10 protein-coding genes and 1 pseudogene are annotated in these 26632 nt (G+C 61.1%); 3 read left to right on the forward strand and 8 right to left on the reverse strand.

Annotated features, from left to right (window positions below; genetic code table 11):
• Nucleotides 1-351 precede the first annotated feature (351 nt).
• Nucleotides 352-615 (reverse strand): PAAR domain-containing protein, encoded by a 264-nt coding sequence (locus PQT43_RS10415; RefSeq protein ID WP_272753820.1) that lies wholly within the window; start codon nt 613-615, stop codon nt 352-354.
• A 216-nt stretch (nt 616-831) separates the two neighbouring features.
• Here PQT43_RS10415 and PQT43_RS10420 point away from each other — a divergent pair.
• Nucleotides 832-1138, forward strand: a pseudogene (locus tag PQT43_RS10420) (transposase); the annotation flags it as partial.
• A 41-nt stretch (nt 1139-1179) separates the two neighbouring features.
• Here the strand turns inward: PQT43_RS10420 and PQT43_RS10425 are convergent.
• The 7 genes from PQT43_RS10425 to PQT43_RS10455 form a co-directional block, all read right to left on the reverse strand.
• Nucleotides 1180-1530: a hypothetical protein gene (locus PQT43_RS10425; RefSeq protein WP_102881579.1), complete on the reverse strand. Its 351-nt coding sequence runs from the start codon at nt 1528-1530 to the stop codon at nt 1180-1182.
• Nucleotide 1531: 1 nt separating this feature from the next.
• A complete protein-coding gene (locus tag PQT43_RS10430; protein WP_267268485.1) occupies nt 1532-6187 on the reverse strand; it encodes an RHS repeat-associated core domain-containing protein in 4656 nt (1551 codons plus the stop codon).
• 88 nt (nt 6188-6275) lie between these two features.
• A complete protein-coding gene (locus tag PQT43_RS10435) occupies nt 6276-6719 on the reverse strand; it encodes an arginine:ornithine antiporter (RefSeq protein ID WP_123394515.1) in 444 nt (147 codons plus the stop codon).
• Nucleotides 6716-9688, reverse strand: coding sequence for a type VI secretion system Vgr family protein (locus PQT43_RS10440; protein WP_267268484.1), 2973 nt, complete (start codon nt 9686-9688; stop codon nt 6716-6718). Before PQT43_RS10440 ends, PQT43_RS10435 begins: the two co-directional genes overlap by 4 nt.
• A 15-nt stretch (nt 9689-9703) precedes the next feature.
• The gene (tssF, locus tag PQT43_RS10445) at nt 9704-11464 is read right to left on the reverse strand and encodes a type VI secretion system baseplate subunit TssF (RefSeq protein ID WP_272753821.1); all 1761 of its coding nucleotides are present in this window, start codon (nt 11462-11464) and stop codon (nt 9704-9706) included.
• A 450-nt stretch (nt 11465-11914) separates the two neighbouring features.
• Nucleotides 11915-13018, reverse strand: a complete 1104-nt coding sequence (locus tag PQT43_RS10450; RefSeq protein WP_272753822.1) for an SMP-30/gluconolactonase/LRE family protein — start codon at nt 13016-13018, stop codon at nt 11915-11917.
• Between the two features lie 25 nt (nt 13019-13043).
• Nucleotides 13044-14219 carry an SRPBCC family protein gene (locus tag PQT43_RS10455; RefSeq protein ID WP_272753823.1) on the reverse strand — a complete coding sequence of 392 codons (1176 nt, stop codon included), beginning with the start codon at nt 14217-14219 and terminating at the stop codon, nt 13044-13046.
• Between the two features lie 368 nt (nt 14220-14587).
• Between PQT43_RS10455 and PQT43_RS10460 the strand changes: the two genes are divergently transcribed.
• On the forward strand, nt 14588-25696 hold the full coding sequence (locus PQT43_RS10460; protein ID WP_272753824.1) for a two-partner secretion domain-containing protein: 11109 nt from the start codon (nt 14588-14590) through the stop codon (nt 25694-25696).
• Nucleotides 25693-26172, forward strand: coding sequence for a hypothetical protein (locus tag PQT43_RS10465; protein ID WP_272753826.1), 480 nt, complete (start codon nt 25693-25695; stop codon nt 26170-26172). The genes PQT43_RS10460 and PQT43_RS10465 overlap by 4 nt, the downstream gene beginning before the upstream one ends.
• Nucleotides 26173-26632 lie beyond the last annotated feature (460 nt).

Genomic DNA, 26632 nt, shown 5'->3' on the forward strand with positions numbered 1-26632 from the left:
TGACTTCCACCACTTGCTGCAGTAGGTCGCGCTGGTGATGCTCTGGAACCAGCTCGACGAGGGTGTAACGTCCGTAACGGACCACGGGCACGGTACTCTGGATCGCTTCCTTGACTGTTTCGAATGGAACAATGTCGGCTGAAGATGATGGGAACTGAGGTGCCACGCATCCGGACAGCAAGCACAAGCGGAGTAATGGGATGAGTGAGCGAAAGGCGAAGGTGCACATGCGGCAAATACCCGGGATCGGTGATGTGCCACCATCGCTCTCTATGTGTTAGTCATCAGTAAACAATGGGTATTTCTGATGATCCGGATTATTGCCACGGGGCTGGAGGGGTCGTACGAGCACTAGCTGATTACGGAACCCTTGGGGCCACTCGCAATCAAGCTGGCGTCACAAGCGGTTTTCATGCCGTCCAGAGCTACAGGTGTACCGTCCACGCTGTAGGTACTACTGCCTTCTGCTATGGGGAATACGCCCTTGCATAATGGGCAGCTCACCATGTGACCAACGCCCGCTATGGGCTTCCCATTGAGGTTGGTTTGGGAGAAGGCTCCAAGTACCGTTCCACCGTGGGTGGTGGAATCGCCTAAACGAATGATGTCTTTCATACACACTCCGTCAGAAGGTTATTCAGAATCTCCACTGTGAAAGTCTATAGCGGTCTGAATATTATTTTGTTTGCCTGTTTAAATTGTTCAGATCAGTGTTTGCTTGGTGTTTGGAATGATGAATCATTCGCTCGGTAAACTAGCTGCAAGTACTAATTATCAAATTTTGATTGATTTAAAGTTTCGTGCGTGTCAACTATTCTTCCGAAAGCATAGCGTTATCTGACGGTGGTTACTGTTTGGCGACGTGCCTGTAATTGGGTGATTAATTTTTTTCGCCCGCTGTCCGAAAGTTGATCTACACCACCAACGCAATCGAGAGCATCAACGCTCAGTTGCGCGGGATCATCAAGCTCCGAGGGAGCTCCCCAACCGGTTATGCTGCGACGAAGTTAATCTCGTTTGGGTTGCACAACATTACCGCTAATTGGGATAGCGCTGCTCACGACAAGAAAAGCGCAATGAATCAATTGCGGTCTCTATGTAAAGTGGTCGTTTTATCAGACCGACCATGGTGAAATGAAGACCTGCCCTCCAGACTTAACATATGGTCCACATAATTCCTCACTTACTATTTGTCGAAGCCCCAATGGCTTCCATCAATAATTTAGGACATTTCTCAAGTACTTCCACCAATTCGAACTCTTGTATGATTTTATCCTTTTCAAAAAAAATAGAGCCTAGCGAATCAGAAATATCAACTTTGTAATGTACTCCGTCACTTGATGAGATTTCGAGAACAATTTCATCGCAGTCCTTTCTTTTGATGATCTCTTCGTTTAACAGGATGCTTAAGTAAAATCTAGAAAAAAAACCGAGAATTTTTACCTCTATGGAGGTTGATTTAACTTTGCTTGATTGGATATGTGAGCGGATTGTATAAAGTTTTTTAAAGGCTAATTCGTCTTTATTCATTTTATAGGCACTCGCATGAGTTTTTAACAATCTTTGTGTATGGAGACAAGGTCTCGGTTCCCCTAGTGTCCGCCCACTCTTTTAACTTTGACTTATCTGGGTCATTGCTAGGTCTAACGGAAGCGTGATTTCTTCCATCTTTTACAACTTCTAGCCCGCCATCATTCAAGGTTTTAACATCAAGAGTCTGAAACTTTCCTTGTGGCTTCTCCAGCGTTGTTGAAAGCCCTGTAGTTGTGTCTTTAATTGGTCTGGGTGTCAGGTTTGAGTCGGTTTGACTGCCCAAACGATAAACTTTTCCTTCAGTTAATTTTTGTAATCCTAGCGGATCCACCCACCCCGCAGGATTCGGCGCATACGCAAACAGGTTCAACCCACCCGCATACCCAATCGGATCCTTACTAACAAACCGCCCCACCTCCGGATCATAGTACCTATACCGGTTGTAATGCAGTCCCGTCTCATGATCGTGATACTGCCCCTGGAACCTGAGCGGGTTGGCAATCCCTTGCTGCAAAGCGTTGCTTGATCGCTCTTCTTTGATCCCACCCCAAGCCTTGTACTGCGCACTCCAGACCACATCACCCGTCTGATCCGTCAGCTCGTGCGGCGTTCCCAGGTGGTCGCACTGATACCAGGCCAGCGCATCGATCTCCTTGGGTTTTGGCGCATCGGCCCAAAGCGGGTCGTTTTCCTGTTGGTAAAACGCTCCGTATTCGGGCTCCGGGATCAGCGGAATAAATCGCTTGTGCACTGCCTGAGCCACTGGCACAAAACTGCCCGGTTCATAGAGGTAATGGGTGGTGCGTGCACCTTCTCCGGCCTTGTCCGGTGCCCGGCTTTCCCAGGCGAGGGTATCGCCATCCCAACCGTACAGCGTCACACCGCAATCGAACTGGCGATTGCGTTTCAGGCGCTCGAGCCGGTTCAGTTCGGAACCATCCTCCGGCCGGTCCTGGTAGTGAGCCTCGGTCTGTTTGTACAAACGTCGGCCCAGAGCGTCGTAGGCATAGTTCGCTTGTAGACGGTCGTCGCGGTAGCTCACCAGGCGGTCGAACAGGTCCCAGGTGAAGTGGCTGCGCTGGCCGTCACGCAGGCGTTGGGCGAGGTTGCCACGATCGTCGTACTGGTAATGGGTGCCGGCGTACTCGCGCAGCAGGTTGTCCAGCAAGCGGCTGCGTGGCAGGCCGCGTTGTGGAAGATCCGCTGTTTTGGGGTCGAGGAGGTTGCTGGCGGGGTCGAAGGCAAAGGTCTCTTGCCCAAGGCGCGATGTTGCGCTGAGCAGGCGACCCACTGGGTCGTATTGGTAGCTCAGCGAGCCGCGGCGGTTGTCGTCGATTTGCAGCAGTTGGCCGATAGCGTCGTATTGATAACCACGCTTGATCAATGTGCTCTTGCCGTCGCCGCTGCCCAGCCATTGTTCCTGGAGACGTCCGAGCGGGTCCCACTTTTGCGTCTGTAGCAGTTGGTTGCCCTGGTGTCGGGCGACTTCGCGGTGCAGGTCGTCGCGTTCGTAGGCCAGTAGTTCATGCGCGTCCAGACGCATGCCGAGCAGGTGCCCGCTGCCATAGGTCAACCAACTGACCTTGTGGCCATCAGGGCGGACGGTGGCGATGCGCTGGTTGAGGGCGTCGTACTGGTGTTGCCAGACCGCGACCTGAGGTTGTTTCAGGCAGTTGTAGTGTTGATGCTCGCGTGTCAGGTTGCCGGCGGCATCGTGGAAGAACTGCAACTTGCTGTCGTTGTTGCTGGCCAGCAGCAGGTTGCCATTGCCATCGTAGGCATAGCGTTCAAGCTGCTCCTTGGCTTTCGAAGAGTCGGCGCCGTCAATGCTTAGGCTCGCCCGGCGTTCGGTCAGTCGGCCCATGGGGTCAAACTCGAGGCTGATGACACGCTGGCCATCAATTGTCCGGGCGAGTCGGCCTGTTTCAGGGGCGTATTCATAGCGGGTGTTGTGCCCGTCGAAACCTGCTTCTTTAAGCAGGCGACCGACCGGGTCATAAACGAAAGTGGCGTATTGCTCGTTTTCGTTTTGCAGGCGCTGCAGTCGCCCGAGCCGGTCCCATTGATAGCGCAGGGTTTGTCCGGCGGCATCGATGCGTTCGGTCAGCAGTCCCGCTTCGCTGTAGGACCAGGAAGTGGCTTGACCCAGGGCGTCGATATGACCGAGTAGCCGGCCCTCGGCATCGCGCTCAAAGCGTTCCTCGGTCTTGTCGGGATGAACAATGACGGCCAACTGGCCGGCGTCATAGTGGTAGCTGGTTTTTTGCCCCAGGGCGTCGGTGAAACAGATCAGTTGACCTCGGGCATCGTATTCCCAGGCGCTGGCTTTGCCGGAGCAGTCGACATAGTCGGTAAGCTGCCCGCTGTCGTTGTACTTCAGCTTTTTTTCATTGCCATTGGCATCGGTAATGGCAGTGGGCAGGCCCATCTGGTTGTACTTGTATTCGGTTTTGTTGCCGAGGGGATCGACGGCCTCGGTGAGGTTGCCGCGCAAGTCGTAGTCACGGCTCCATTGACCCCCTTCGGCGTCGCTGATCTTGATCAGTTGGTCCTGGGCATCCCAGGCGTAGTGCACGGTGTTGCCATCTGCTTGCGTATGCTCAAGCAGGTTGACCCCTCGCTCGTCATAGGCATAGCGATCCTCGCTACCGTCGGTGTGAACGTGACGAACGACGTTCTTGGCATCGTCGCGGAAGAACCATTCCGAGAGGCCATCGGGGTGTAGAACACGATAGGGGTAGCCGAGGCTGTCGTAGTAGTGCCAGGTTTCGTGGCCATTGGCGTCTGTGACGTAGGTCAGACGGATATTGCGGTCCCACTCCAGGCGCGTTTCGAAACTGCCATCGTCGGCCCATTCATGGACGGCGCGAGCATCGGGGCCTTCGCCTTGCCAGCGCAAGTTCATCCCGCGGCCGCTACGGTCCGTGTAGCGGGTAATGAGGTGGTGCTGGTACTGGTAGGTCCAGGTCGCGGCGTTCTCGTCCTGGGCGAGAATCATGTCCCCGGCGACATCGTATTGATAAAGACTCAGGCGACGCTGGGGTTCTTTTTCACCCATCAGCCACAAGCCAGTAATGCGCCCGTCTTCATTCACCAGTGTGCCGAGGTGGGTATGCACCTGACCGGGCTCGTCCTGATAGGTCATCAAGTCGGACAGCACAGCCTTTTTGCCCATGCGGTGTTCATAGCCCAGCAGCATGCCGGCACCGCCACGCAGTTCGATTTGTACGAGCAAAAAACGCTCGCCATCGCGGCGATAGGTTTCCCGCCGATCGAAGCCGCGACATAGGGCAATTTGAACATCGCTGACGCGAATCAGCGTGAGGTTTTCCACTCGATCATCGTGGGCCTCACCCACCTTGGGCAGTGGGTAGTCGAAACTGCGCCCATCGGCCGCGTGGTAGCGCAAACCATCACCAATCAGGTCCAGGCGTGTGGTGAAGGGGGTGATCCAGCGTGCGCCCAGTTCATCGTCGTCGTACGCGCTCAGGCTGGAGCGGTAAGTCCGGGTCCAGTCGATGGGGAAGGGGCCGGGCAAGGTGAAATCGGTATGGGAAATGATCTCGCTGCCCATGGCAAAACTGATGCTGCCGCAGGTGCCGGTGCAGGTGCCGGCCTTTTGAGGGGATGGGTCCTGGGTGGCCGGCCCTTGCCGGGATTGCCCTTCCAGCTGGTTGCCACTGCGCTGATCCCGAGCCTCGTTGGTCCCTTTAGGCTTGATGTTGGTGCTGTGTCCATGGGCGCCGCGGCTACGCCAGGCAGTCACGGATGCGGAGAGAATCTTCAGCAGGTTGCCGATGCTATTGACTGTCTCGGGGTCACCCAGGCTGGCCACCTGCTCGCGCAATTCAGGAGCGAACTCCCGCAGCGCCCTGGTTTTGCTCAGTGCCAGTTGTCGTTGTTTTTCGTCGAGCAGGTTTTTCGCAGCGGTGTTTGCTGCAGCTTTGCCGACGGCCTTGTAAGCGCTCCAGACTGCGCCGAAGAAGTTGCTGATGCTGGCCTTGGGGTCATGCAACAACTGGTCGCCGGCATCACGCATTTGCTGCGCGGCAGCCTCGGCATCTCCTTTGGCATCAAGTTTTCCCTGAATCAGAGCGTCGAGTCCGCTGGCAATTTCGACAACGGTATTTTGCCCGAGCTCACCGGCATCACTGAGGATGCCGCTGATCTTGCCCTCGGCTTGCTGCACGAAGTCGTCGATTTCACCGACGATGGTCGCGTTGAGGTGAGCCAGGATCACGCCAATCAATGCATCGCCCACCAGGCTCTTGCCGGTGGCCTTGAGTTCCTGACGCACCAGAAACAGGCTGGGACGCAGGCTCATGCGAGCAGCCGCCATGGTCGGTGGTGCGGGGAGCACGCCGATCAGGTTGATCCCCAGGCTGACCCAGTCGAGCATCTCGCGCTTGCTGGCCCGGCTGAGGGTGACGATGTCACCCAATGCATCGACCAGCGCAATGATGTTGCCCACCACAGGCAGCGCACCGGCAACGCTGCGTATGCGCTCCAGGGTGACAGTGTCATTGCTCATGGCGCGTAGCCATGCGTCGAATTGGGCGGCGCCTTGGCCCACATCGGCGGCGTCAATGGTGTTCAATGGCGCGACGGCAATCTGGGGTTCGCGAGGGGCTTGTTCTTGATCGGTGCTGTCCATGCTGCTTACTCAAGGGATGAGAAGGGCTTGGCCGCATCCATCTGGCGATGGCGGCCTTGCTGAGTTTCAAAAAGGAGAGGGGGCAGGATTATGGCGGTGCTGTCTGACGCTGTTGCACACCTTTGCTCCAGAGCAAAGTGCCGACCTTGAGCGCTTCGCAGAGGATCAGAAGGCTGATGCCGAACACCGGATTGCTCGTAGCCGCTAGCGGCACAATCCAGGGGATGAAGGGCAATGACGGCATGACGAAAATCAGTCGAAATGGCACTTGGACATAGGCCAGTGCACGAGCAAAACGACTGCCACTGAGAAACAGCCAGGCCGAGACGATTATCGAAACCATCGTCAGAAGTCCAAGGCTGAACAGTGGCAGGGCCAGCGGGCCGGGATCGCTCAACTGAACTTGTTGAAATGCCAGAACATCGTCGTAGATCGGGATTCGGCCCTTGGCTAGGTTGGCCCAGACATGGTGAGCTACGTAAAGCAGGTCCATGCATCCCCAGAAGACGAAAGTTGCTGTTCGCTTGCTCACGGTTTCTCCTTGGGCTCGAACACTTGGTCGGCGGTCACCGGTTGCCAGTGCCACGAGCGGCCTTCGACGCGCAATGGATCGTCACCTTCAAGGTAACGTTGCTTGATCTTCCGGGTTTCGCCATAGGTATGAGTGGCCGAGTTGTCGGTGGCCCACTTGTTTGCATCCCCAGGAAGTGGTTGCCACTCCTGGATTTTGTCCCGTGTGGTGTTCATGTAGTCCTTGCCATCGGAGCCGAATAAACGACCTTCATCACCCATTGAGGTGAGTCGGTTGATCAGCATGACGCCGAGGTTCTGGGTGCCATGATAGTCATTGTCGATGGTGACCCATTGTCCCGGCCCTTCTTTGGGGGCTGCTTGCAGGGCCTGTGCTATCAGTGTCTTGGTCTGTTCCGAAGCCGCGTTCGGCGGTGTGTGTGGCCAGTCCTGGGTGCCGATGAAGCTCCCTTCGGACCATGTGTCTGCGGGGTCCATGCCGAATGTGACGCGTGCAGGCCCTGGCGCGGCGCCCGCTACCAGCGCGTGCCCACTGGCGTCCAGGTTGCCTTTGAAAATTTTTCCCAATGCATCTTCGACCTGAAAGCTACCGCCCTGAACCGCTCTTCTGTTGGCCGTGTAGTTGTTGAACAGCTCAAGCTCGCCCTTGCCGGGTTTGGGTGGTGCAGGGAAACGCGCAGCCCGACTTTTGGGGCCGCTGTAGCTGAAGTCGGCGGCATGGGCTTTGTACTGGCCAGTGGTCTGGTGGGTGATGCCTCCTGCGTTGTAAACGGTGGCGCTGCCGCCGCCGTTGATGACCAACTCGGTCTTGGCGGTGATGGTGATGCGGTCGGCGGTTTGAGTGATATCGAGCTTGGCCAGCAGGTTGATGCTGTCCTTGAGTGCGCGAATGTCGATGTTTCCTGCCGCGGCTACCAGTCGCCAGCCCATGTTCTGCACAAACAACCGCATGCCCCGACTGGCGCTGGCCAGCAGCCGGTTGCCGATGGACAGGCTGGTGTGTTCGGTGCTGCTCAGTGCCAGGTGCTTGCCACTGGCAATGTGCGTGGAACCTGGGGTGGATGAAGCGATTCCCGCCGGGCTGGCGAGCACCAGGTGAGGGTCCTCGAACTCAGGGTAGTCGTTGGCTTCAGCTCGTCCTGGAGCATCCCTGAGGATGCCTTTGTTTTGCGCTTTGAGGGCTTTGGCGACGGTGTCCTGATCCCCTGATTCCTGGGCTTGTACCTCTCGGGCCATGATGCCGAAACCGTCCTGCTGGTTCTCTGCCACGTCCAGACGCAGGGCGGTTTCCTTGAGGTCCTTGTGGTGCTGCGAAGCATGATGCCGAGGCTCGGTGGTCAGCAGCAGGCCGGCTGCGGCACGTACCGCGCCGTGTCTGTCAGTGCGCAGCTCAAAGCCTTCGCCCCGGGGTTTGCCGCCACTGGGGCGCGGATGGGTCAGGTAGCCCAGGTTCAAGGCGCTGGCCGCGTGATCGCTCATCAGCGCCGCGCTGATCTCGCCGGTGGTGTCGTCGATCCGCAGTTCGTTGGCCCGAGCCCCTTTGTGCTCATGGCTCTTGATGGTGGTCAGGGTTTTGAAGTGGGGCAGTTTGTAGGGCGTGGGGTGAGTCGCCGGGTAGGCGCGTCCGGTAATGATGGGTTGGTCCGGGTCGCCATTGAGGTGGCTGACGATGACCTCATGGCCAATCCGGGGGATCGCCATATGCCCCCAGTTTTGTCCCGCCCAGTTCTGGGATACGCGAACCCAGCAGGAACTGTGGTCGTCGTGCTTGCCTTCGCGGTCCCACGGATATTGAATTTTGACCCTGCTGAATTCATCACAGAAAATTTCCTCTCCGGCCGGGCCTACCACGGTGGCAATCAGCGGGCCATCGATTCTGGGCTTGGGAGGGGAGGCGGGCCGCCACTCGATATGGTCAGGGATGAGTTCCGCTACATAGCTGTAGTGAGTGCTCTGCTGGGCGTCGGCGCTTTCTTCCTGCTGGCTGGTGTACTGCTTGCCGCTATGGACCATGCTCACGGTGCGCCAGCCACGGTTCATGTCTGCGCGTGGGTGTCCGCTCAGGTCAAAGGCCAGGCCCGGCAGCAAACGAGGGTCGTCGCCTTCGACCCTTGCGGTTCTGGCATCACGACGCAGAGCCAAAAGCCGGGTGTTGGTAAACGGCTTGCCGCTTTGGTCGGTTTTGTAACGCCCGGGATAGTCGTAGCGTTCATACTCGTCCTGGTGCTCCAGCTCGCTGGCCTCACGCTCTTGGTGCTGCTCGTAGCGGGGCTGCTTGAAGGTGTAATCACGCTGCACCTGGCGCGAGGTGCGGACTTTTTCCTGGTATTCGAAGCGCCGTAGCGCGGGCTCCTGCTGGGCGCCTCCTGGCTGGTGGTTGTACAACACAGCACCGCCGGTGATGGCTCCATGTACGTAAAGGCGATCGCCATGGATCAGCCGGTGGCCTTGGGGCGAGTGACTGAAGGCATAGAAAAAACCCTCTTCTGCGGCCAACCGATCAAGAAACGTCAGGTCGGTTTCATCAGCCTGGACACAGTACTCGCGGGGCACGTGGTGTGATTGGGTGATGACTTTGTCGTAGTCGGTAATGCCGTGGGTCTTGAGTATGAACAGTATGATTTCCGGCACTGACTTCTGCTGGAAAACCCGCCAATCCGAGCACAGGGCCGTTCGTGCCAACTGGGGTTCGACGGCTGCACGGTAGCGGGTGCGTCGAAAGCCCGTGGTGCCCTGGCTGAATTCGCTCACCAGTCCGTGAACGTAGCGCACCGGTTGTGTCCCCTGCCAGATGGTCAGCAGCGCTGTCTGATCCAGAACCTTGGCAAAGTCGATGGCCGGATTGCTGCTGGCCAGCTCAAGGTCCAGGCGATACAGGTCGCAAAGCCCTTCTTCCAACCTGAACTCGACGACATCAAGCTCCATGCCGTTGATATCGAAGGTAAAGCGCAGATCGATTTGATGTGACACGAGATTCCTCCCTGGCTAAAGCGTCGGCTGTTTGCCGGTGCGCATTGGCCATTCGTAAGCTTCCTTGCTACGGCTATTGATGACTTTCAATAGGTGAAAGGAGTGTTTGCTGGCGTACATGGCGAAGAAGTGGCTGAGCACCGTGGCGAACAGAAAAAGGTCGCCGTCCCCGGCAAAGCCTGTCGGGTCCATGTGCAACACAGTCTTGTAGCCCCGCACAGGGTTTCCGCGAATCAACCGGTCGATGGTCTGGGTGTTGACGGGGCCAATGCTGTGCAGCCGTCCTTTGAGCTGACGGGCGTGTTCAATGTTGTGCCCAGAGCAAAGGTCGTAGGCTTCGAGGACTTCGCGCATCGGAGCACTGTCGGCCAGTGACTGCTGATTGAGGGCGAAATTGGAGATCAGTTGCCACTGCTGCTGACCATCGAGCACTGGCCTGTAGGTGGGGGTGGGCGCAGTGATGTTGCTGAAGTTTGCGATCACCGGCGTTTCGCTGGTGGGCAAACAGATGTCGCCAATACCCAGTGCCGCTGGCAGGTTGTTGTTGGTGCAAGTCAGTGTCAGCGAGGCAATTTCAGTCTCGGCGTGGTAAGGACGACCGTCGCCATGAACGAAAGCCACGTAGTGCAGTGCCTGCTGGGAGACCAGATCGGACTCGATACGTTCCTGGTAGTAAAGATCGACCTTGTCACGCTTTTCATCGCGGGAAATATCGTGAAAAGCCTGGAACAGGTAGACCGGCATATCGTCCTCGGCGTCGTGTTCGCGCTGCATCCCCTGGGCTTGATCAATACTGAAAATTTCGCATGCATCCTCCGGCAGATCCGCTGGTTGGACGAGTTGCTCCCGATCCAATTCGCCTAATGCCAAGGGGATAGCATCGTGCTGGAATAAATTGATGGCGGGTACGCAGTACAGGGCCAAGTCATCAATGTTCAGATGCAGATCAGTCGGCATCGGTCGATTGAAACGAAACTCAAAGCGAACTTGCTCGGTCTGTTCGGCAGGCCATAGGTTTTTCAGGTTGATCAACCGAAAACAGAGGAAGCGTTCGGGAAAGGTGAAGTAGTCCTGGAGGATGCGATAGCCGTCGAGGCTTGCGTCTGGTGCGGGCAACAGGGCGTCGTCAGGAGCAAAGCCGGGAAACTCGACATGCTGTGCTGTGACGCTGGTGGCCCTGCCGTTGAATTCCACGCGAATCTCGCTCAGATACCTGGCCAGCCACAAATACACCTGCAGTGCCGTGGCCTTGTCCCCCGTGAACTGGAACTCCAGTTGATCGCAGTTGAAATCGCCCAGGCTCAGCTTGCCGTTTGGTCCCAGGTCAATATGCAAGAGTGAGTGATCGTGTGAGTGAGTCTCCCTGACCTGATCAATGCGCAGTGGATACAGAATCAAGTCCTTGCAGGTACGAAATTCGCACTGAACGTCACGGATCGGTCGGGACATCAGGCGTGTCCCTTTGGGAATGATGTGTCGTTGGTCGAGCGCCCCCTCGACCGGGTTAAAGCGCACCAGGGTTGTGCTGGGGAAAGGGCGCAGATAGTGAGGCCATATCCGCTGTAGCAGCGGGTGGGTCAGCTCCGGGAGAGGGGCATCAAGGGTCAGGTGCAGGCGTGCAGCGAGAAAGGAGAAACCTTCAATCAGGCGCTCGACATCTGTGTCGACGCCCCTGGTGCTGAGGAAGGGAGCAAGCGCTGGATTCCTGGCGACCAACGTCCGGCCGAATCGACGCAGGCTGTCCATTTCCTTGAGGAATGAATCCTTTAGCGGCACTGACTGCCCCTCCCTGGGACCTATACCTGGATACGTCTATCGATCTGAATGAGTTGTGGACCCAGAATCAAAAAGCTGCGTAATTGAAGACAGGCTGTACTTAACCCACGGTTGGTCGATATAGGAGAAATCCGAAACTTACTTAGGTGGGTTCTGGTTTGATTTCTATGCGGGAGGGTGAAACTGCACTCGTCTAAAAGTCACCATGTAAGGCCTCTGGCCCTGTGATAGGGAACAGGTTTCACCTCCTACAAAAAAGCGCACTTATTCAGGTCTCCACTGGCAACGCGTTTCGTGCAATTTCATGGATTTGGATAGTGAGCAGCGGCTGTTCGCTGTAGCAAGGAGGCTTGTTGTGGCAAGGGAGCTTGCTCCCGCTGGACGGCATAGCCGCCCTGACGTCCGCCGCGCTGTCCCCATTGCACGCTACAGCGCACCGCTCTCAACCCCTCAAGGCGCCAGCGCCTCCTTCAATGGCAGCCGCGCCATATGGCTGGCACTCAAGGAGCCCAGGTACAAGTCATCTCCATATTCGCGCACCGTGGTGATCGGTGAGTAGTTGCCGCTGCTGCCATCCTGCAGGTTGGCAATCACCCGGCCCTGGGTATCCAGTCCCAGGACAAAGCCGCGCTTTTCCACCGGCTTGGGCAGCACGGTCATGGCCCGTACCAGCATCTTGCGCACCAGGGGATAGGCCGCGGTGCCATCGAGCAGGGCATTGCGCGGCGCATACAGGGCCACCCAGAAGCGCTCCCGGCCATTGAAACTGAGGTTGTCCGGCAGCCCCGGCAGGTTGTCGATGAACAGGTCATGGCTGCCGGCCTTGTCGCCCTTGAGCCAGTAACGACTGATGCGGTAGGCCCCGGTTTCATTGACCAGGACAAACGCCTCGTCCGGTCCCAGGGCAATGCCGTTGGCAAATTCCAGGCCTTCCAGCAACACCTCGGTGGTGCCGTTCTGGAAGTCGTAGCGCAACAGGCGGCCGTCGCCGCCATGCTCGATCACCGCCTCGCCGTCGTGGCCATAACCCCAGCGGCTGCTGGCGTCGCTGAAGTAGGCATAGCGCCCGGCGGCGTCCACCGCCACGTCGTCGGTGAAACCGAACTTCAGGCCATTGGCGGCGGTGCTCAGTGTCTGCAACTGGCCTTGCGGGTCCAGGGCCAGCAGGCCCTTGATGGCATCCGCGATGATCAGGCGTCCATCCGGATGCCGGGCCAGGCCCAGGGGCCGGCCGCCGGTGTTGACCAGCACCTTGAGGGCACTGCCGTCGAGGCTGGTTTGGATCACCCGACCGTCATGCAGGCCGGTGATCAGTTGGTCTTTCTCCAGAAGCAGGGCCTCGGGCCCGTCGATGTCCCGGGCGCCCACGGGCTGCACCGCCTTGAGCTTGTGGTTCTCGGCATAGGTGCCCTGGCTCAGTGAGGGGGCTGGGGCCGGGGTCCAGGCCACCGGCTGGACCCGGGTCGGTGCCAGTAGCAGGAACGCCAGGATCGCGACCACCAGCAGCAGGAGGATGCGGGCGGGGGAGAAGCGTCGGGGGGCAATCTGATTCATGCAAGGATTCCTGTCAGGGTCGGCTTCAGGATGGGCTGCTGGCCGGGGCGGTGGTTGTCAGCGGGATGGCCTGTTGGGCCGTCTCGCACAATGCCAGCAATGACGCGGCGGATTCTCGCTCTATCCGCCGTTTGAATAACAGCTGATTGCCCAGGCGCATCAGCAGGTTGTCGAAGCGGTATTCCAGGGTCCGCACAAAGCGCGTGCGTTCGCCCGCCAGCGCTTGGCACTCATAGGTCACTTGCAGCTCCAGGCCATGATCGCCCCGGGCGGTGGCACGCCAGCGGTGCCCCGGCAGGTACTCCCGGACCTGCCAGCTCAGGTGGCCGCTGCGTCCGCCGGCATGGATGTCTTCCTCGAAACCCTGCCCGGCGAACAGGGGGCCATCGTCACCCAACACTTTGAGAGAGGATGGATGCCATTGTGGCCAGCAGCATGGGCTGGCGGCGTAGGCCAGGGTGGCGGCGGCGCTGCGGGGGATCTCGATCTGATGCTGCATGCGGGTCATGGGCGTGGACTCGTCAGGAAAGGGAGCGGGGGCCGGTACTTCTTCCGGTTGCCAGTGCAAGGTGCCGAACAGCCAGTCCATCAGCGGCAGGACGATGTTGAAGTTGCGCTCCTGCATCAGTTCTCGGCGGTGATGCAGTTCGTGCAGGCGGCGCATCTGCCGCACCCAGGGCAGGCGCGCCAGGGGATGGCTGGCGGGCAAGTGCTCGCAGGCATGGAAAACTTCATAGGCCAGGTAGCCGATCAAGGTGCAACTGGCGAACAGCGCCGCGACGTTGCCGTTCCACAGGCGCAGCAGCGCCCACAGGGGCAGGGCGAACAGCAGGCTGTGGACCACGATCAGCCAGGCCGGAAACAGGATCACCCGCCAGTCTTTGCGGCCTTCATAGGTCATCAGTCCCGGGGTGAAAAAACTGTGGTGGTCGCCGGTATGCCGGGCATAGAACAGCCGGGCGAAAGGCTGCTTGTGATGCCCTAGCCAGCGATGCACCACGTAGATGCACAGGTTGAAGAACAGCAGCGACACCGGCACCGCCAGCCATTCCAGGGGCTGCACCCGCTCCAGGGTGCTGCACAGCACCGCAATGCACAGCGCGCCGTAGGCGAGGACGAAGCCGCCATGCAGCCAGGGGTTGTAGCGCGGACTGACCGCGGCTCGATACTGCTCGCGAAAGTGTTGGGTGGTGGTTCGCACAGCGCTGTTTCCCGTTGTTGTTCTTGTGGGCAGCAGCGTAGCCGTCGACCCTTTATCCAGCCAATGGGCAGTGGGATTGAGCGGTATTCATCAAGCCGAACCGGCGGTGAAAAGCGGCGCGGGAAAGGAGGGCGAGGCGGTAGCGGGGTGAATGAAAGATTGACGCCAGAATAGTGGCTATTTAGTATTTTGCCATCAAATTGATATCACTTTTGCTGATGTTCTGTTTCTTTTGACCCGCTTTTCTCTGCTGCGGATCGATGGATTACCAGTTCGATCTTGCCTCGCGAAATCAATTATCGCTCGCCGTGGGCCTTCGGGATGAAGGCCTTTGGGGTTTTTTGCTCCTGCATTGTTGAGAGACTGACATGGACGTTCGCCAACTCGCCTTTATGGCCCGCCAGCCTTCGGCTGCCCTGCAATCGCGTGACTCTTTCTGCGGCTTTTCCAAGCGCAGCCTGGCATTCATTCTCGCCAACATGATGTTCTGGCAGCCGCTGGTGGTGATGGCCGACGGCATCGTGGTCAACGGCAGCGGTACCACACTGGGTCAGGCCGGCAATGGCGTGCCCATCGTCAACATTGCCGCGCCCAATGGCAGCGGTCTGTCCCATAACACGTTCAGCGATTACAACGTCGGCCAGCAGGGCGTGATCCTCAACAACGCCACCAACCGTACCCAGGCCACCCAACTGGGGGGGATCATCCTCGGCAACGCCAATTTGGGGGGCCGCGCGGCCAATGTGATCCTCAACGAGGTCAACGGCGGCAGCCCCAGCCAGCTCAAGGGCTACACCGAAGTGGCCGGGCAATCGGCCCATGTCATCGTTGCCAACCCTTACGGGGTGAGCTGCAACGGCTGCGGCTTCATCAACACCCCGAAAGCCACCCTGACCACCGGCAAACCGGTGATCGAGAACGGCCAGATCCAGCGTTACCAGGTGGACCAGGGCAGCGTCGCCATTGAAGGCGCGGGGCTCAACGCGAGCAATATCGACCAGTTCGAAATCATCACCCGCAGCGCGAAAATCAACGCCGAGATCCAGGCCCAGCACCTGGCGGTGATCGCCGGGGCCAACGACGTTGACGCCAAGACCTTGAACGCCACGGCGCGGACCGCCAACCCGGCGGGTGCACCGCAACTGGCCATCGACTCATCAGCCCTGGGCGGCATGTACGCCGGGGCCATCAAGCTGGTGGGAACCGAGGCCGGGGTCGGGGTCAAGCTCGACGGCAAACTGATCGCCAGCGGCGGCGATATTCAGCTGGATGCCGACGGCCAGTTGCGCATGGCCGACGCCACCGCCGAAAAGGGCGCAGTGGCGATCAAGGCCGGCAGCCTCGATGCCCAGGGCGCGGTCTACGCCGGCAGCGAGCTCAAGGTGCAGACCCGGGGCGACCTGAGCAGCCAGAAAACCCTCGCCGCCCGGGACCGCATCAGCCTCGACAGCGGTGGCCAGTTGACCAACCAGGGCATCATCGAGGCCGGGGTCAATGCCGACAACAGCCGCAACCCCGACGCGGACATCACCCTTACCGCCCAGAATCTGGACAACCGCGGCAAGAGCATCGTCGCCAGCCGCGATCTGACGATCACTACCGCCCAGACCCTGGACAATCGGGGCGGGACCTTGAGCGGGCAACGTCAGGTGACGCTCGGTGCCGGCACCCTGGACAACCAGAATCAGGGCCGGGTGCTCAGTAGCGATGCGTTGGTGCTGCAAGCCGGGCAACTGCTGAACCACAACGCCTTGATCACCAGTGATGGCGAGCTCAAGGCCCATGTCGGCCACCTGGGCAATGACCAGGGTGAGCTGAGCAGCCTGACCCAACTCACCCTGCAAGTGACCTCGCTGGACAACGTCGCCGGGCTGGTGATGGCGGGCGACACCCTGGACATCAGCGCCAGCGGGAAGATCAGCAACCAGGGCGGGGCCCTGGGGGCGGAGCACCAGCTGAAGGTACGTGCCGCGGCCCTGGACAACAGCAAGGCCGGCAATCTGCGCAGCGAGGGGCGCCTCAGTGCCGAGGTCGCCGGGCGTCTCGACAATCAGGACAAGGGACTGATCCAGGCCACCGGAGTCGTTGAGGTACAGGCCGGGCATCTGGATAACCGCAAGGGCAGGATTTCCGCCGGCGACACCTTGCAGGTCAGTGGCGAGACGGCGGACAACCGCGGCGGGGTGATGCGGGCGGACCAGGCCCTGAACCTGCTGAGCCGCGAGCTGGACAACCGGGACAAGGGCCGCCTGGAAAGCCAGACCGCGGTGACGGTAGAAGGTCGCCGGCTGGACAACAGCGGCGGCCTGCTCAGCGCCACCTCCGGCCTGGCGCTCAATACCCGGGAAGTGCTCAACAACGGCGGCCGTATCGCCAGCAAGAGCGACCTGCAGGCCCAGGTCGACAGCCTGCGCCAGCAGGGCGGCGAACTGGTGGCCGAAGGTGACCTGCACCTTACAGGCCAGCACCTGGACAACCGCGACAAAGGCCTGGTGGCGTCCCTCAAGTCCCTGACCCTGGACGTCGCTGAGGTGGACAACCGTGGCGGTGCGCTGTCGGGCCGGGGCGAGCTGCAGATCAACGGCCAGGGGCTGAACAACAGCGACGGCGGCAAGGTCCTGGCCGATGATCGCCTGCTGCTCAAGGTGGCCCGGGTGATCAACCAGAACCAGGGGCTGCTGTTCAGCAAGCAGGGGCTGAATCTCAGCGGCAGTAGCCTGGACAACAACGGCGGCCAGCTGGTGAGTCAGCAGCCCTTGCTGCTGACCCTGAGCGCAGCCCTGGACAACCAGCGTGGCCTGATCAGCGGCGAAGACCTGCTGACCCTCAAGGTGGGCAGCCTGGACAACCGGGGCGGCCGCCTGACCGGCGCCCAGGCCCTGAGCATCGACAGCAGCGGGGCGCTGCTCAACCAGGCTGGCGCCATCGTCGCCGAGCAAGGCCTGGCCCTGGACAGCACCAGCCTGAACAACAGCGCCAAGGGTGTGATCAGCGCCAAGGCCGACGCGCGCCTGAGCACCGGGGACTTCGACAACAGCCAGGGCGGCAGCTTCACCAGCGCCGGGCAGTTGCGCCTGATCACCGCACAACTGACGAACCACCAGGGTCGGATCGGCAGCGATCAGGTACTGAGCGCCAGTGTCAGCGGTCTGGATCAGCAGGGCGGCGAGCTGTTCAGCAATGCTGACCTGACCCTGGACCTCAATCACGGACAGTTGAACAACCAGGGCGGCAATCTTCACACCCCCGGGCAACTGCTGTTGCGCAACCTCGATCAGGTGGACAACCGCGGTGGCGAGATCTCCGGGGCCAAGGCCTTCAACCTGAACGCGCGGCAACTGGACAACAGTGGCGGCAAGGTCCTGAGCAACCAGGCGCTGACCCTGCGCATTGAACAGGCCCTGGTCAACGTCAAGGGCCTGATGGCGGCAGCGGCGCTGGACAGCCGCAGCACCCGCCTGGACAACCGTGAGGGTGAGCTGCACAGCCGTGGCGACCTGCAGTTGCAGGTCACCGAGGCGGCCGACAACCAGGGCGGAGTGATCCTGGCCGACACCCAACTGACTCTCAAGGCCGGCACCCTGGATAACCGCCAGGACGGCCTGCTGGGGGCGACCCGGCAGCTTGACCTGAACATCGGGCAACTGGACAACCGTGGCGGTGAGCTGTCCAGCCAGCAGATCGGCCTGGTCGGCGAGCGCCTGGACAACAGTGCTGCCGGGCGGGTACTGGCCAGCGGCGACCTGACGCTGACCGTGGCCCAGGTCATCAACCAGAGCCTGGGGCTGATTAGCGCGGACCAGGGCCTGAGCCTCAACGGCACGAGCCTGGACAACCAGGGCGGGGATCTGGTGGGGCTGCAGCGCCTGGACCTGGCGCTTGCCGGCGACCTCGACAACCATCAAGGCCGCATCAGCAGCGAAGGCGGCCTGGACATCCAGGTGCGCAACCTCGGCAATCGCCAGGGCAGTCTGTCCAGCGCGGGCGCCCTGCAGATCAGCGCCCGGGAGGCCCTGGACAACCGCGGCGGCAAGCTGCTGAGCGACGCTGCGCTGACCCTGTCCAGCGCGCGCCTGGACAACCAGCAACAGGGCGTTATCAGCAGCAAGGCCAAGCTGGCACTGGAGACGGGCGAACTGGACAACAGCCAGGGCGGCAACCTCAACAGCGGTGATGCACTGAACCTGACCGCGACCCAGGTCAACAACGACCAGGGCAGCATCGGCAGCGCCAAGGCCTTGCAGGCCTCGGTCAGTGGCCTGCAGCAGCAAGGCGGCAAGCTGTTCAGCAAGACCGCCCTGAGCCTGGACCTCAATCACGGCACGCTGAACAACCAGGGCGGCTTCATCAACGCCCCCGGTCCACTGGTGCTGAGCAACCTGGGCACGGTGAACAACCGCCAGGGTGAAATCTCCAGCGAGCAGGCCTTCGAACTGGCGGCGCAAAGCCTGGACAACAGCGCCGGGCAACTGCTCAGCCATCAGGCGCTGACCCTGCGTATCGACGGCGCGCTGACCGCGCTCAAGGGCAAGATTGCCGCTGCCGCCCTGCAGATCGATGCTGGCAGCCTGGACAACAGCGGCTCGCTACTCAGCGACCACGACCTGGGCCTGAGGGTCGCCGGTCCGCTGCACAACCAAGGGCTGATCCAGTCCGCCGGGCATTTGCAACTCAGCGCCAAGGGCCTGGGCAATCAGGGCGGCAAGCTGTTGGGTGGCACGGGATTGAGTATCGACCTGGGACCGCAGACCTCGGACCTGGACAACCGCCAGGGCCTGATCAACACCCAGGGCGTGCTGAGCATCGCCCACCTGCGGGACCTGCAGAACCGCGAAGGTGAAATCTCCAGCGCCCAGGGCTTCAACCTGGCCGGGCGCAATCTGGACAACAGCGCCGGCACGCTGATCAGCCAGCAGCAGCTAGGGGTCGAGGCTGCGCAGCTGACCAACCAGCAGGGGCTGGTCTCTGGCTGGCAGGGGCTCAACCTCAGCGGTGGCAGCCTGGACAACCGCCAGCAAGGCACCCTGTCGAGCCTGCTGGGGGAGCTGAATATCGACCTCAGTGGCGCCTTGCTCAACAGTGCGCAAGGCGGGCTGGCCAGCCAGGGTCGGCTGACCCTCAAGGCCGCCAGCCTGGACAACAGCGACAAGGGCATCGTCACCAGCAAGGGCGAGCAGCAACTGATCCTCGGCAGTGGCGGTTTGAACAACGCCCGGGGCGGGCTGATTGAAAGCAGCGCCAGCCTCGACATCGCCGCCGGCGACCTGGACAACCAGGGCGGCCGCCTCAGCGCCGTGGGCGCCCTGAACTTCACCGGCAATAGCCTGAACAACCAGGGTGGCAACCTGCGCAGCGAAGGCGCGGTGACCCTCGACCTGCTGGGCGCCCTGGTCAATGCCCAGGGCCAGTTGGCCGCCAGTGGTCCGCTGCTGCTCAAGCGTTCGAGCCGCATCGACAACCAGGGCGGGCAACTGATCAGCCAGAACCTGATGACCCTGTTCAGCGCCAGCCTGGACAACAGCAACCGCGGCACCCTGGCCGCCAACGGTGCGCTGCAAGTCACCACCACTGGCCAATTGAGCAACCAGGGTGATGGCCTGATCTATAGCCGCGATGCCGGCTTGAGTCTCAATGCCGGCAGCCTGAACAATGCCCAGGGAGCGATCCAGAGCGCCAAGGCCCAGACCCTGGCCATGACCGGGGACATCGACAGCCAGGGTGGCAAGCTGATCGCCGAAGACGGCGACCTGCGTATCCAGGGCGCCAACCTGGACAGCCGCGGCGGGGTGCTGTCGAGCCTCAAGGGGCTGTTTGAGGCACGTGTCAGGGGGCAACTGAATAACCATGGCGGCCAGGTCGAGGCTCGGAGCCTGGACCTGCAGGCCCTGGCCGGGATCGATAACGGTGGCGGGCGCATGGCGGCCAAGGGCGGCGACCTGCTGCTCGATACCGGTGGCGCGGGGGTGGATAACAGCAACGGCGGGCTGTACGCCAGCGGGCGAGTCAAGGCCAGCGGCCACTCGTTGAACAACGGTGTGGGGCAGATCAACGGCCAGCACATCGACCTGGACTTCAAGGGGCCAGTGAACAACCGTGGCGGCCTGATTGAAAGCCGCGAGAGCCTGGCCCTGCGGGGCGCCAGCCTCGACAACCAGGGCGGCAAGCTGCGGGCCCTGGCGACCGGGGGCAAGACCGAACTGCAGATCGGTGGCCAGTTCGACAACCGCAACGGCCTGCTGGAAACCGCCAACACCGACCTGACCCTGGCGGCGTCGGGTTTCCTCAATCAGGGCGGCAGCCTGCTGCACCTGGGAGAAGGCAACTTCGATATCGCCACCGGCAATGTGATCAATGCCGGCGGCAGCCTGATCACCCGTGGCGGCCTGACCCTCACTGCCGACAGCTGGACCAACAGCAGCGTGATCCAGGCCGGACGCCTGAACCTCAACGTCAACCAATTCGCCCAGACCGCCAGCGGCCAACTGCTGGCCAGCCAGCACTTGCAGGCCCGAGGCGGCAACTGGAGCAACGACGGGTTGCTGGCCAGCGATGGCAGCCTGGTCCTGCAGATCGGCGGCACCTATTCCGGCAATGGCCGGGTGTCCAGCCTGGGCGACATGACCTTCGCTGCTGCCCAGGTGAACCTGGGCAGTACCGGCAGCATCGCCGGCGGCGCTGATACCCGGGTCAACATCGGCGGGCAACTGAACAACGCCGGGCGCCTGACTTCCAACGCCACACTCACGGTAAATGCCGGCGGCGTGCTCAACACCGGCACCCTAGGCGGCGCCGAGGGCCTGAGCCTGACCACCCCGACCCTGGTCAACGACCATGGATTTGTCTTCAGCGGCCAGAACGCCAGCCTCAACGTCAACACCCTGACCAACAGCTATGGCGAGTTCTACAGCCTGGGCGGCCTGACCGTGGCCGGCATGGCAGCCGGCACCTCGGCCCAAAGCCTGAAGAACATCTCCGGCAACATCCAGAGCGGTGGCGATATCAATATTGCTGCCCTGGATCTGGTCAACGATCGTGAAAAATACGAGGCCAGCCAGCAGATCACCGATGGCCGCATGACCATCCGCTGCGCCCAGCACTGTGGCGGCGGCGCCAGTTGGGTCCGGGGGCCGGTGTTTATCTACCGGACGGTGGAAGGCGTGGTGAGCAGCGACTCGCCGCAGTCGACCCTGAATGCGGGAGGCAACCTGACGGTCAACAGCAGCAGTTTCCTCAACCGCTACAGCACCGTCTCGGCAGGTAATGACCTGACCATCACCAGCGGCGCTATCACCAACCAGGCCTCCTTGGTGGCGTCCGGTTCTTCCGGCTATGAAGTCGGTGCTGGGGTCAAGATCAAGCGCGGGCTGTTCTTCCAGCTGGCCCGTGACGTGCAGGCCTATGATCGGGCGCACCCCCAGGGCAGTGCCTTCAACCAGCAGGATTTCGCGGCCCTGGTGGCCAAGTTCAACCCGGGGATCTTCTATGGCATCGACCGGCCGGTAGAGACCTCGACCCTGAGTTCATCCTCCGCGCCGGCCATCATCCAGGCCGGCGGCAAGGCCCGGCTCACGGCGGCCAACGACATCAGCAACATCAGCGTGATCAAGAGCGCCATTGCCGTGGGCGATCGCGCCCGGGACACCGGCGTGGGGGCGGCGAGCAAGCCGCTGATGGTGGTGCTCAACTCCCAGCTGCCGCCGGACCTGGCGCAGCAGCAGGTCAATCCCCTGAGCCTGCCGAACTTCAGCCTGCCTTCGGGGCAGAACGGGCTGTTTCGCTTGAGTGGCCAGGGGGGCACCGCGCAGCCTGCGGGCCCGGCGCAAAGCTGGAACATGGGCGGTGCCAGCCTGGAACTGACCTCGCGTCAGGCCGGGCCGGAGCCGATCCGCCCTCGGGACCTGAGCAGTCAACCGCTGCCGCAGGTGGCCCTGGGCGCCCGTGAGCTGAATCTGCAGGATCACCAGGCCACCGGCGTCGATGGCCGCACCGCAGCGGTCCAGGTCAGCGCGACGGCGGCGGACTCGCCGCTGGGCGTGCTGCCCGTGGGCGGCACCGGCAACCAGAGCGTCAGCCGGGTCCAGGGCCTGCCGGACAGCAGCGTGCGCAGCAATCCCCACAAATACCTGATCGAAACCAACCCGCTGCTCACCGACCTCAAGCAGTTCATGAGCTCCGATTATCTGCTGTCGAACCTCGGGTATGACCCGGACCAGAGTGCCAAGCGCCTGGGTGACGGCTTCTATGAGCAGCGGCTGATCCAGCAGGCAGTGACGGCGCGCACCGGCCAGCGGTTCCTCGATGGCCAGAACAGCGACGAGGGCATGTTCAAGTACCTGATGAACAACGCCATCGCCAGCAAGGACTCGCTCAACCTCGCGGTGGGCGTGACCCTGACCTCCCAGCAAGTGGCGGCCCTGACCCACGACATCGTCTGGCTCGAAGAGCAGGAGGTGAACGGCGAGAAGGTGCTGGTGCCGGTGCTGTACCTGGCCAACGCCAACAACCGCCTGGCGGCCAACGGCGCGCTGGTCCAGGGCCGGGACGTGACCCTGATTGCCGGCAAGGACCTAGTCAACTCCGGGACTTTGCGTGCCAGTGAGAACCTGAGTGCCACGGCGGGCAGCGACCTGCTCAACAGTGGCCTGATCGAGGCCGGCAATCGCTTGAACCTGCTGGCCGGAGACAACCTGGTCAACCAGGCCGGCGGCATCATTGCCGGGCGTGACGTGACCGTCCGCGCCCTGGCGGGTGATGTGATCAACGAGCGCAGCATCACTACCTTCCAGAGCAACCCTGGGAGCACCACCCAGCGCCTGGACTACGCCAACAACGCGGCGCGGATCGAGGCGCGCAACGACCTGAACGTGGGCGCTGGGCGCGACATCAACAACGTCGGCGGCGTGTTGAGCAGCGGTGGCGACACCACCCTGATCGCCGCTCGTGACGTCAATCTGGTATCGGCCCAGGAGCATGACAAGCTCACCCGCGACCGCTATCTGAACGAAAGCATCACCCAGCACGGCTCCAGCGTCAGCGTTGGGCGGGATCTGGCGGTTAGCGCCGGACGCGACCTGACGGCGGTCGCCAGCCAGATCGAGGCCAAGCGCAACATCGCCATGGATGCCGCGGGGGACATGACCCTGGCCTCGGCGGCGGATGAGCAGCACAGCTACTCCAAGACCAAGAAGGTCACCCGCCAGGAAGACCATGTCAGCCAGGTCGGCACCTCGCTGACCGCCGGCGCCGATGTGGTCCTCAGTGCGGGCAAGGACCTGAGCCTGATCTCCAGCCGTATCAGCGCCGGCAACGAAGCCTACCTGGTGGCCGGTGACAACCTGGAGTTGCTGGCGGCCCAGGACAGCGACTACTCGCTGTACGACATGAAGAAGAAGGGCAGTTGGGGCCGCAAGAAGACCCGCCGTGACGAGGTGACCCAGGTCACCAACATCGGCAGCGAGATCACGACTGGCGGCGACCTGACCCTCAAGAGTGGCGGCGACCAGAAGTACCAGGTGGCCAAGCTGGAAAGCGCCAAGGACCTGACCCTGGACAGTGGCGGCGCGATCACCTTCGAGGGGGTCAAGGACCTGCACGACGAAAGCCACACCAAGAGCAACAACAATGCCTTCTGGAATTCCTCCAAAGGCCGCGGCAACACCGATGAAACCCTGCGCCAGAGCAGCCTGGTGGCCGGCGGCAGCCTGACCATCAAGGCCGTGGAAGGCTTGAAGATCGACATCAAGCACATCGACCAGAAAAGCGTCAGCCAGGCCATCGACGCCATGGTCCAGGCCGACCCGCAACTGGCCTGGCTGAAACAGGCCGAGGCCCGGGGCGACGTCGACTGGCGCCAGGTCAAGGAGATCCACGAGTCCTTCAAGTACAACAACTCGGGTTTAGGCCCGGCAGCGCAGTTGATCATCGCCATCGCCCTGGCGGCGGTGATGGGGCCGATGATGGCCGGGATGAACACCATGCTCCAGGCAGTGGCGGTGAACGCCGCCACCAATGCCACGGTCAGCACCATCGACAACCGCGGCAACCTGGGCAAGGTCCTCAAGGACGTGACCTCCAAGGAGAGCATCAAGGGCTACACAGTGGCCGCAGCCACCGCCGGAGTGGCCCAGGGGTTGAACTACAACCCGAGCGCCATGGGCCTGGATGCCAAGAGCCTGCAGACCGTGGCGGTCAAGGTCACGGCCGATGCCTTGATCAAGACCGCAGTCTATGGCGGCAGCTTCAAGGACAACCTGGCGGCTTCGGCAGCCGGAACTGCGGCCAGCATCGGCGGGGCGTATGGCGCCGGCAAGATCGGCGACCTGGGCCTGACCGAGGGCGGCCTGGCGAAAATCGCCCTGCATGCCGGGCTCGGCGGCCTGCTGTCTGAAGCCATGGGCGGTGATTTCCGCACCGGCGCCATCGCCGGTGGTGCCAACGAGTTGCTGGTGGGGGTGCTGGGGGACAAGCTGCTGCCGGACAACCTGATCCCCGGTTCGCCGGAGTACATCCAGGCCCAGGCCAACCTGATGGCCCTGTCGCAGATTGTCGGGGTCCTCGGGGCGGCCGCCGCCGGCGGTGACATGAGCATCGCCTCGACGGTGGCGGCCAATGGCACCCAGAACAACTACCTGACGCACCAGGCCTTCGACGAGTTGGGCAACTGCCTGTCGGGACGTACCTGCTCCACCGATGAGCAGAAAACGGCCGCTGTGACCAAGGCCGAGAAACTCAGCGAGTGGCTGGACTCGGAGATGCGCAGCATCTGCGACAAGGCGCCAACCGGCGACGGTTGCCGGGCGGCGGTCAACGCTTCGATCAAGTACGTGGCCATGAAGGATGCCTGGAAAATCATGAACAAGGACGTGGTCCGTTCCTCGAAGAACACCTTCGACTACCTCTACAACACCGAAGGGGCGGCGACGCGCCTGGTGGCCTACCTGAACACCATCGACAACCGGGCCAACTTCTTCGGCGCCAGCAATGTCTATGAGCAGAATCTGGGCATTGGTGCCAAGTGGTTTGGCGGTGCGGAAGAGGTGTCCAGGGCCTTTTTGACCGGGTTGGGTGCCGATGGCGATGGCAGCTATCTGCCTTCCTACATCACCTTCGCTGCTGGACGATTAGTGGCGCCGGTCTATGACTGGCGCAAGGCGGCCGGGGATGCGTTGATCACCGGTGGCTTCGATAATTTCAAGAATCTCTACAACAAGGCCACCACCGATCCGGTCGCCTGGGATATCAAGCAGTTGAAAGGCGAACAGACTATATTGCAGCCGGTTCATGAGAAGTACCTGGGGGGCCGTGATCTGTTTCAGTCGATATCGGGCAAGGCCACCAATACTTCAGGAATAGCAGGGCACTTTATTGAGGAGAGGCAGGGTGTTCCAGGTGGAATCAATATTCTGGATTACGCCTCCAGGGTCGAGTTTGGGTGCAAGCTGCTGGGTTACTCAAAAAGTCAGGGATGCACTCCATGACTGAGGTGAAATACCCAAGTCTGAAGGTGTTTGCAGTGTTTGTGCTGTGTCCCCTGGTACCGGGTTTTGTTGCCGGCCTGGTGAACTTCGTGTTGCTGCTTGCTCATCTGACCAGCAATCCGCGCTTGCTCGGCGAAGTCAGGGGAGGGGAGCTGTTGCTGATGCCCGTGTTGGCGCCGCTAGTGACGCTGTTGCTGTTCTTCCTGCCCTTCTTCGGGCTGGCCCTGGGGGTGGCGCTGATGAAAGTCAGGCGCAGCGCGTTCAGTTGCATTGCTCTGTCATTGATTGGCGGCAGTCTTGCCATGGCATGGGCTCTGCTGTTTATACGCGAAGTGGTCAATGACATTGCAACGGCCCGCTACTCCGATTACCTGCTGGGGCTGTTGCTGATCTTCCTGGCCGCCGCCATGACCTGCTGGCTGACCGCGCGTTTGTTCCTGCCGCAGCAGGATACTGGTCCCGTCGTGGCCAAGTGATTCACGTGCCCCCGGTTGCCGTTACGGACAGCCGGGGGGGCGAGGCCGAACGTCTTGATGGGCCTGCGGTTTGCAATCAAGAGCCTTCTCGGTAGCGCCCGAGAGTCGTCCTATCTCATTTACAAGCTAACGTTTGTTGGCTTTCCCGGCCTTGAGGAACAAGGCAAACGTCAAACACGAGATAGGTATAAAACCCACGAAACTCATCAAGTCCGCACTGTCTGTCGCTGTCTGCTGTATCGCTGCTCAGGCCATGGCAGCAGACGGCGAAATCAACTTCACCGGCTCTATCACCGCCAGCACCTGTTTGGTGAGTGTCGGCGATCTCAATGGCGCTGCTGGCACGAATGTGTCCTTGGGCAATGCGCCGTCCCTGTCGCTGAAAACTGGCGCAGCAGCGCCCAATGCTCCCTCTCTCCTTACTGGGCAAGGCAAGTGTCCGTGCTGATTTAATATTCAA

This window comes from Pseudomonas sp. BLCC-B112, assembly GCF_028550695.1.
Taxonomy (GTDB): Bacteria; Pseudomonadota; Gammaproteobacteria; order Pseudomonadales; family Pseudomonadaceae; genus Aquipseudomonas; species Aquipseudomonas danubii.

What these genes read in the sequence shown, in the direction of transcription:
- PQT43_RS10415 (WP_272753820.1), bottom strand. Translation starts at nt 615, where the DNA reads ATGAAAGACATCATTCGTTTAGGCGATTCCACCACCCACGGTGGAACG.
- PQT43_RS10460 (WP_272753824.1), top strand. Translation starts at nt 14,588, where the DNA reads ATGGACGTTCGCCAACTCGCCTTTATGGCCCGCCAGCCTTCGGCTGCC.
- PQT43_RS10430 (WP_267268485.1), bottom strand. Translation starts at nt 6,187, where the DNA reads ATGGACAGCACCGATCAAGAACAAGCCCCTCGCGAACCCCAGATTGCC.
- PQT43_RS10450 (WP_272753822.1), bottom strand. Translation starts at nt 13,018, where the DNA reads ATGAATCAGATTGCCCCCCGACGCTTCTCCCCCGCCCGCATCCTCCTG.
- PQT43_RS10425 (WP_102881579.1), bottom strand. Translation starts at nt 1,530, where the DNA reads ATGAATAAAGACGAATTAGCCTTTAAAAAACTTTATACAATCCGCTCA.
- PQT43_RS10465 (WP_272753826.1), top strand. Translation starts at nt 25,693, where the DNA reads ATGACTGAGGTGAAATACCCAAGTCTGAAGGTGTTTGCAGTGTTTGTG.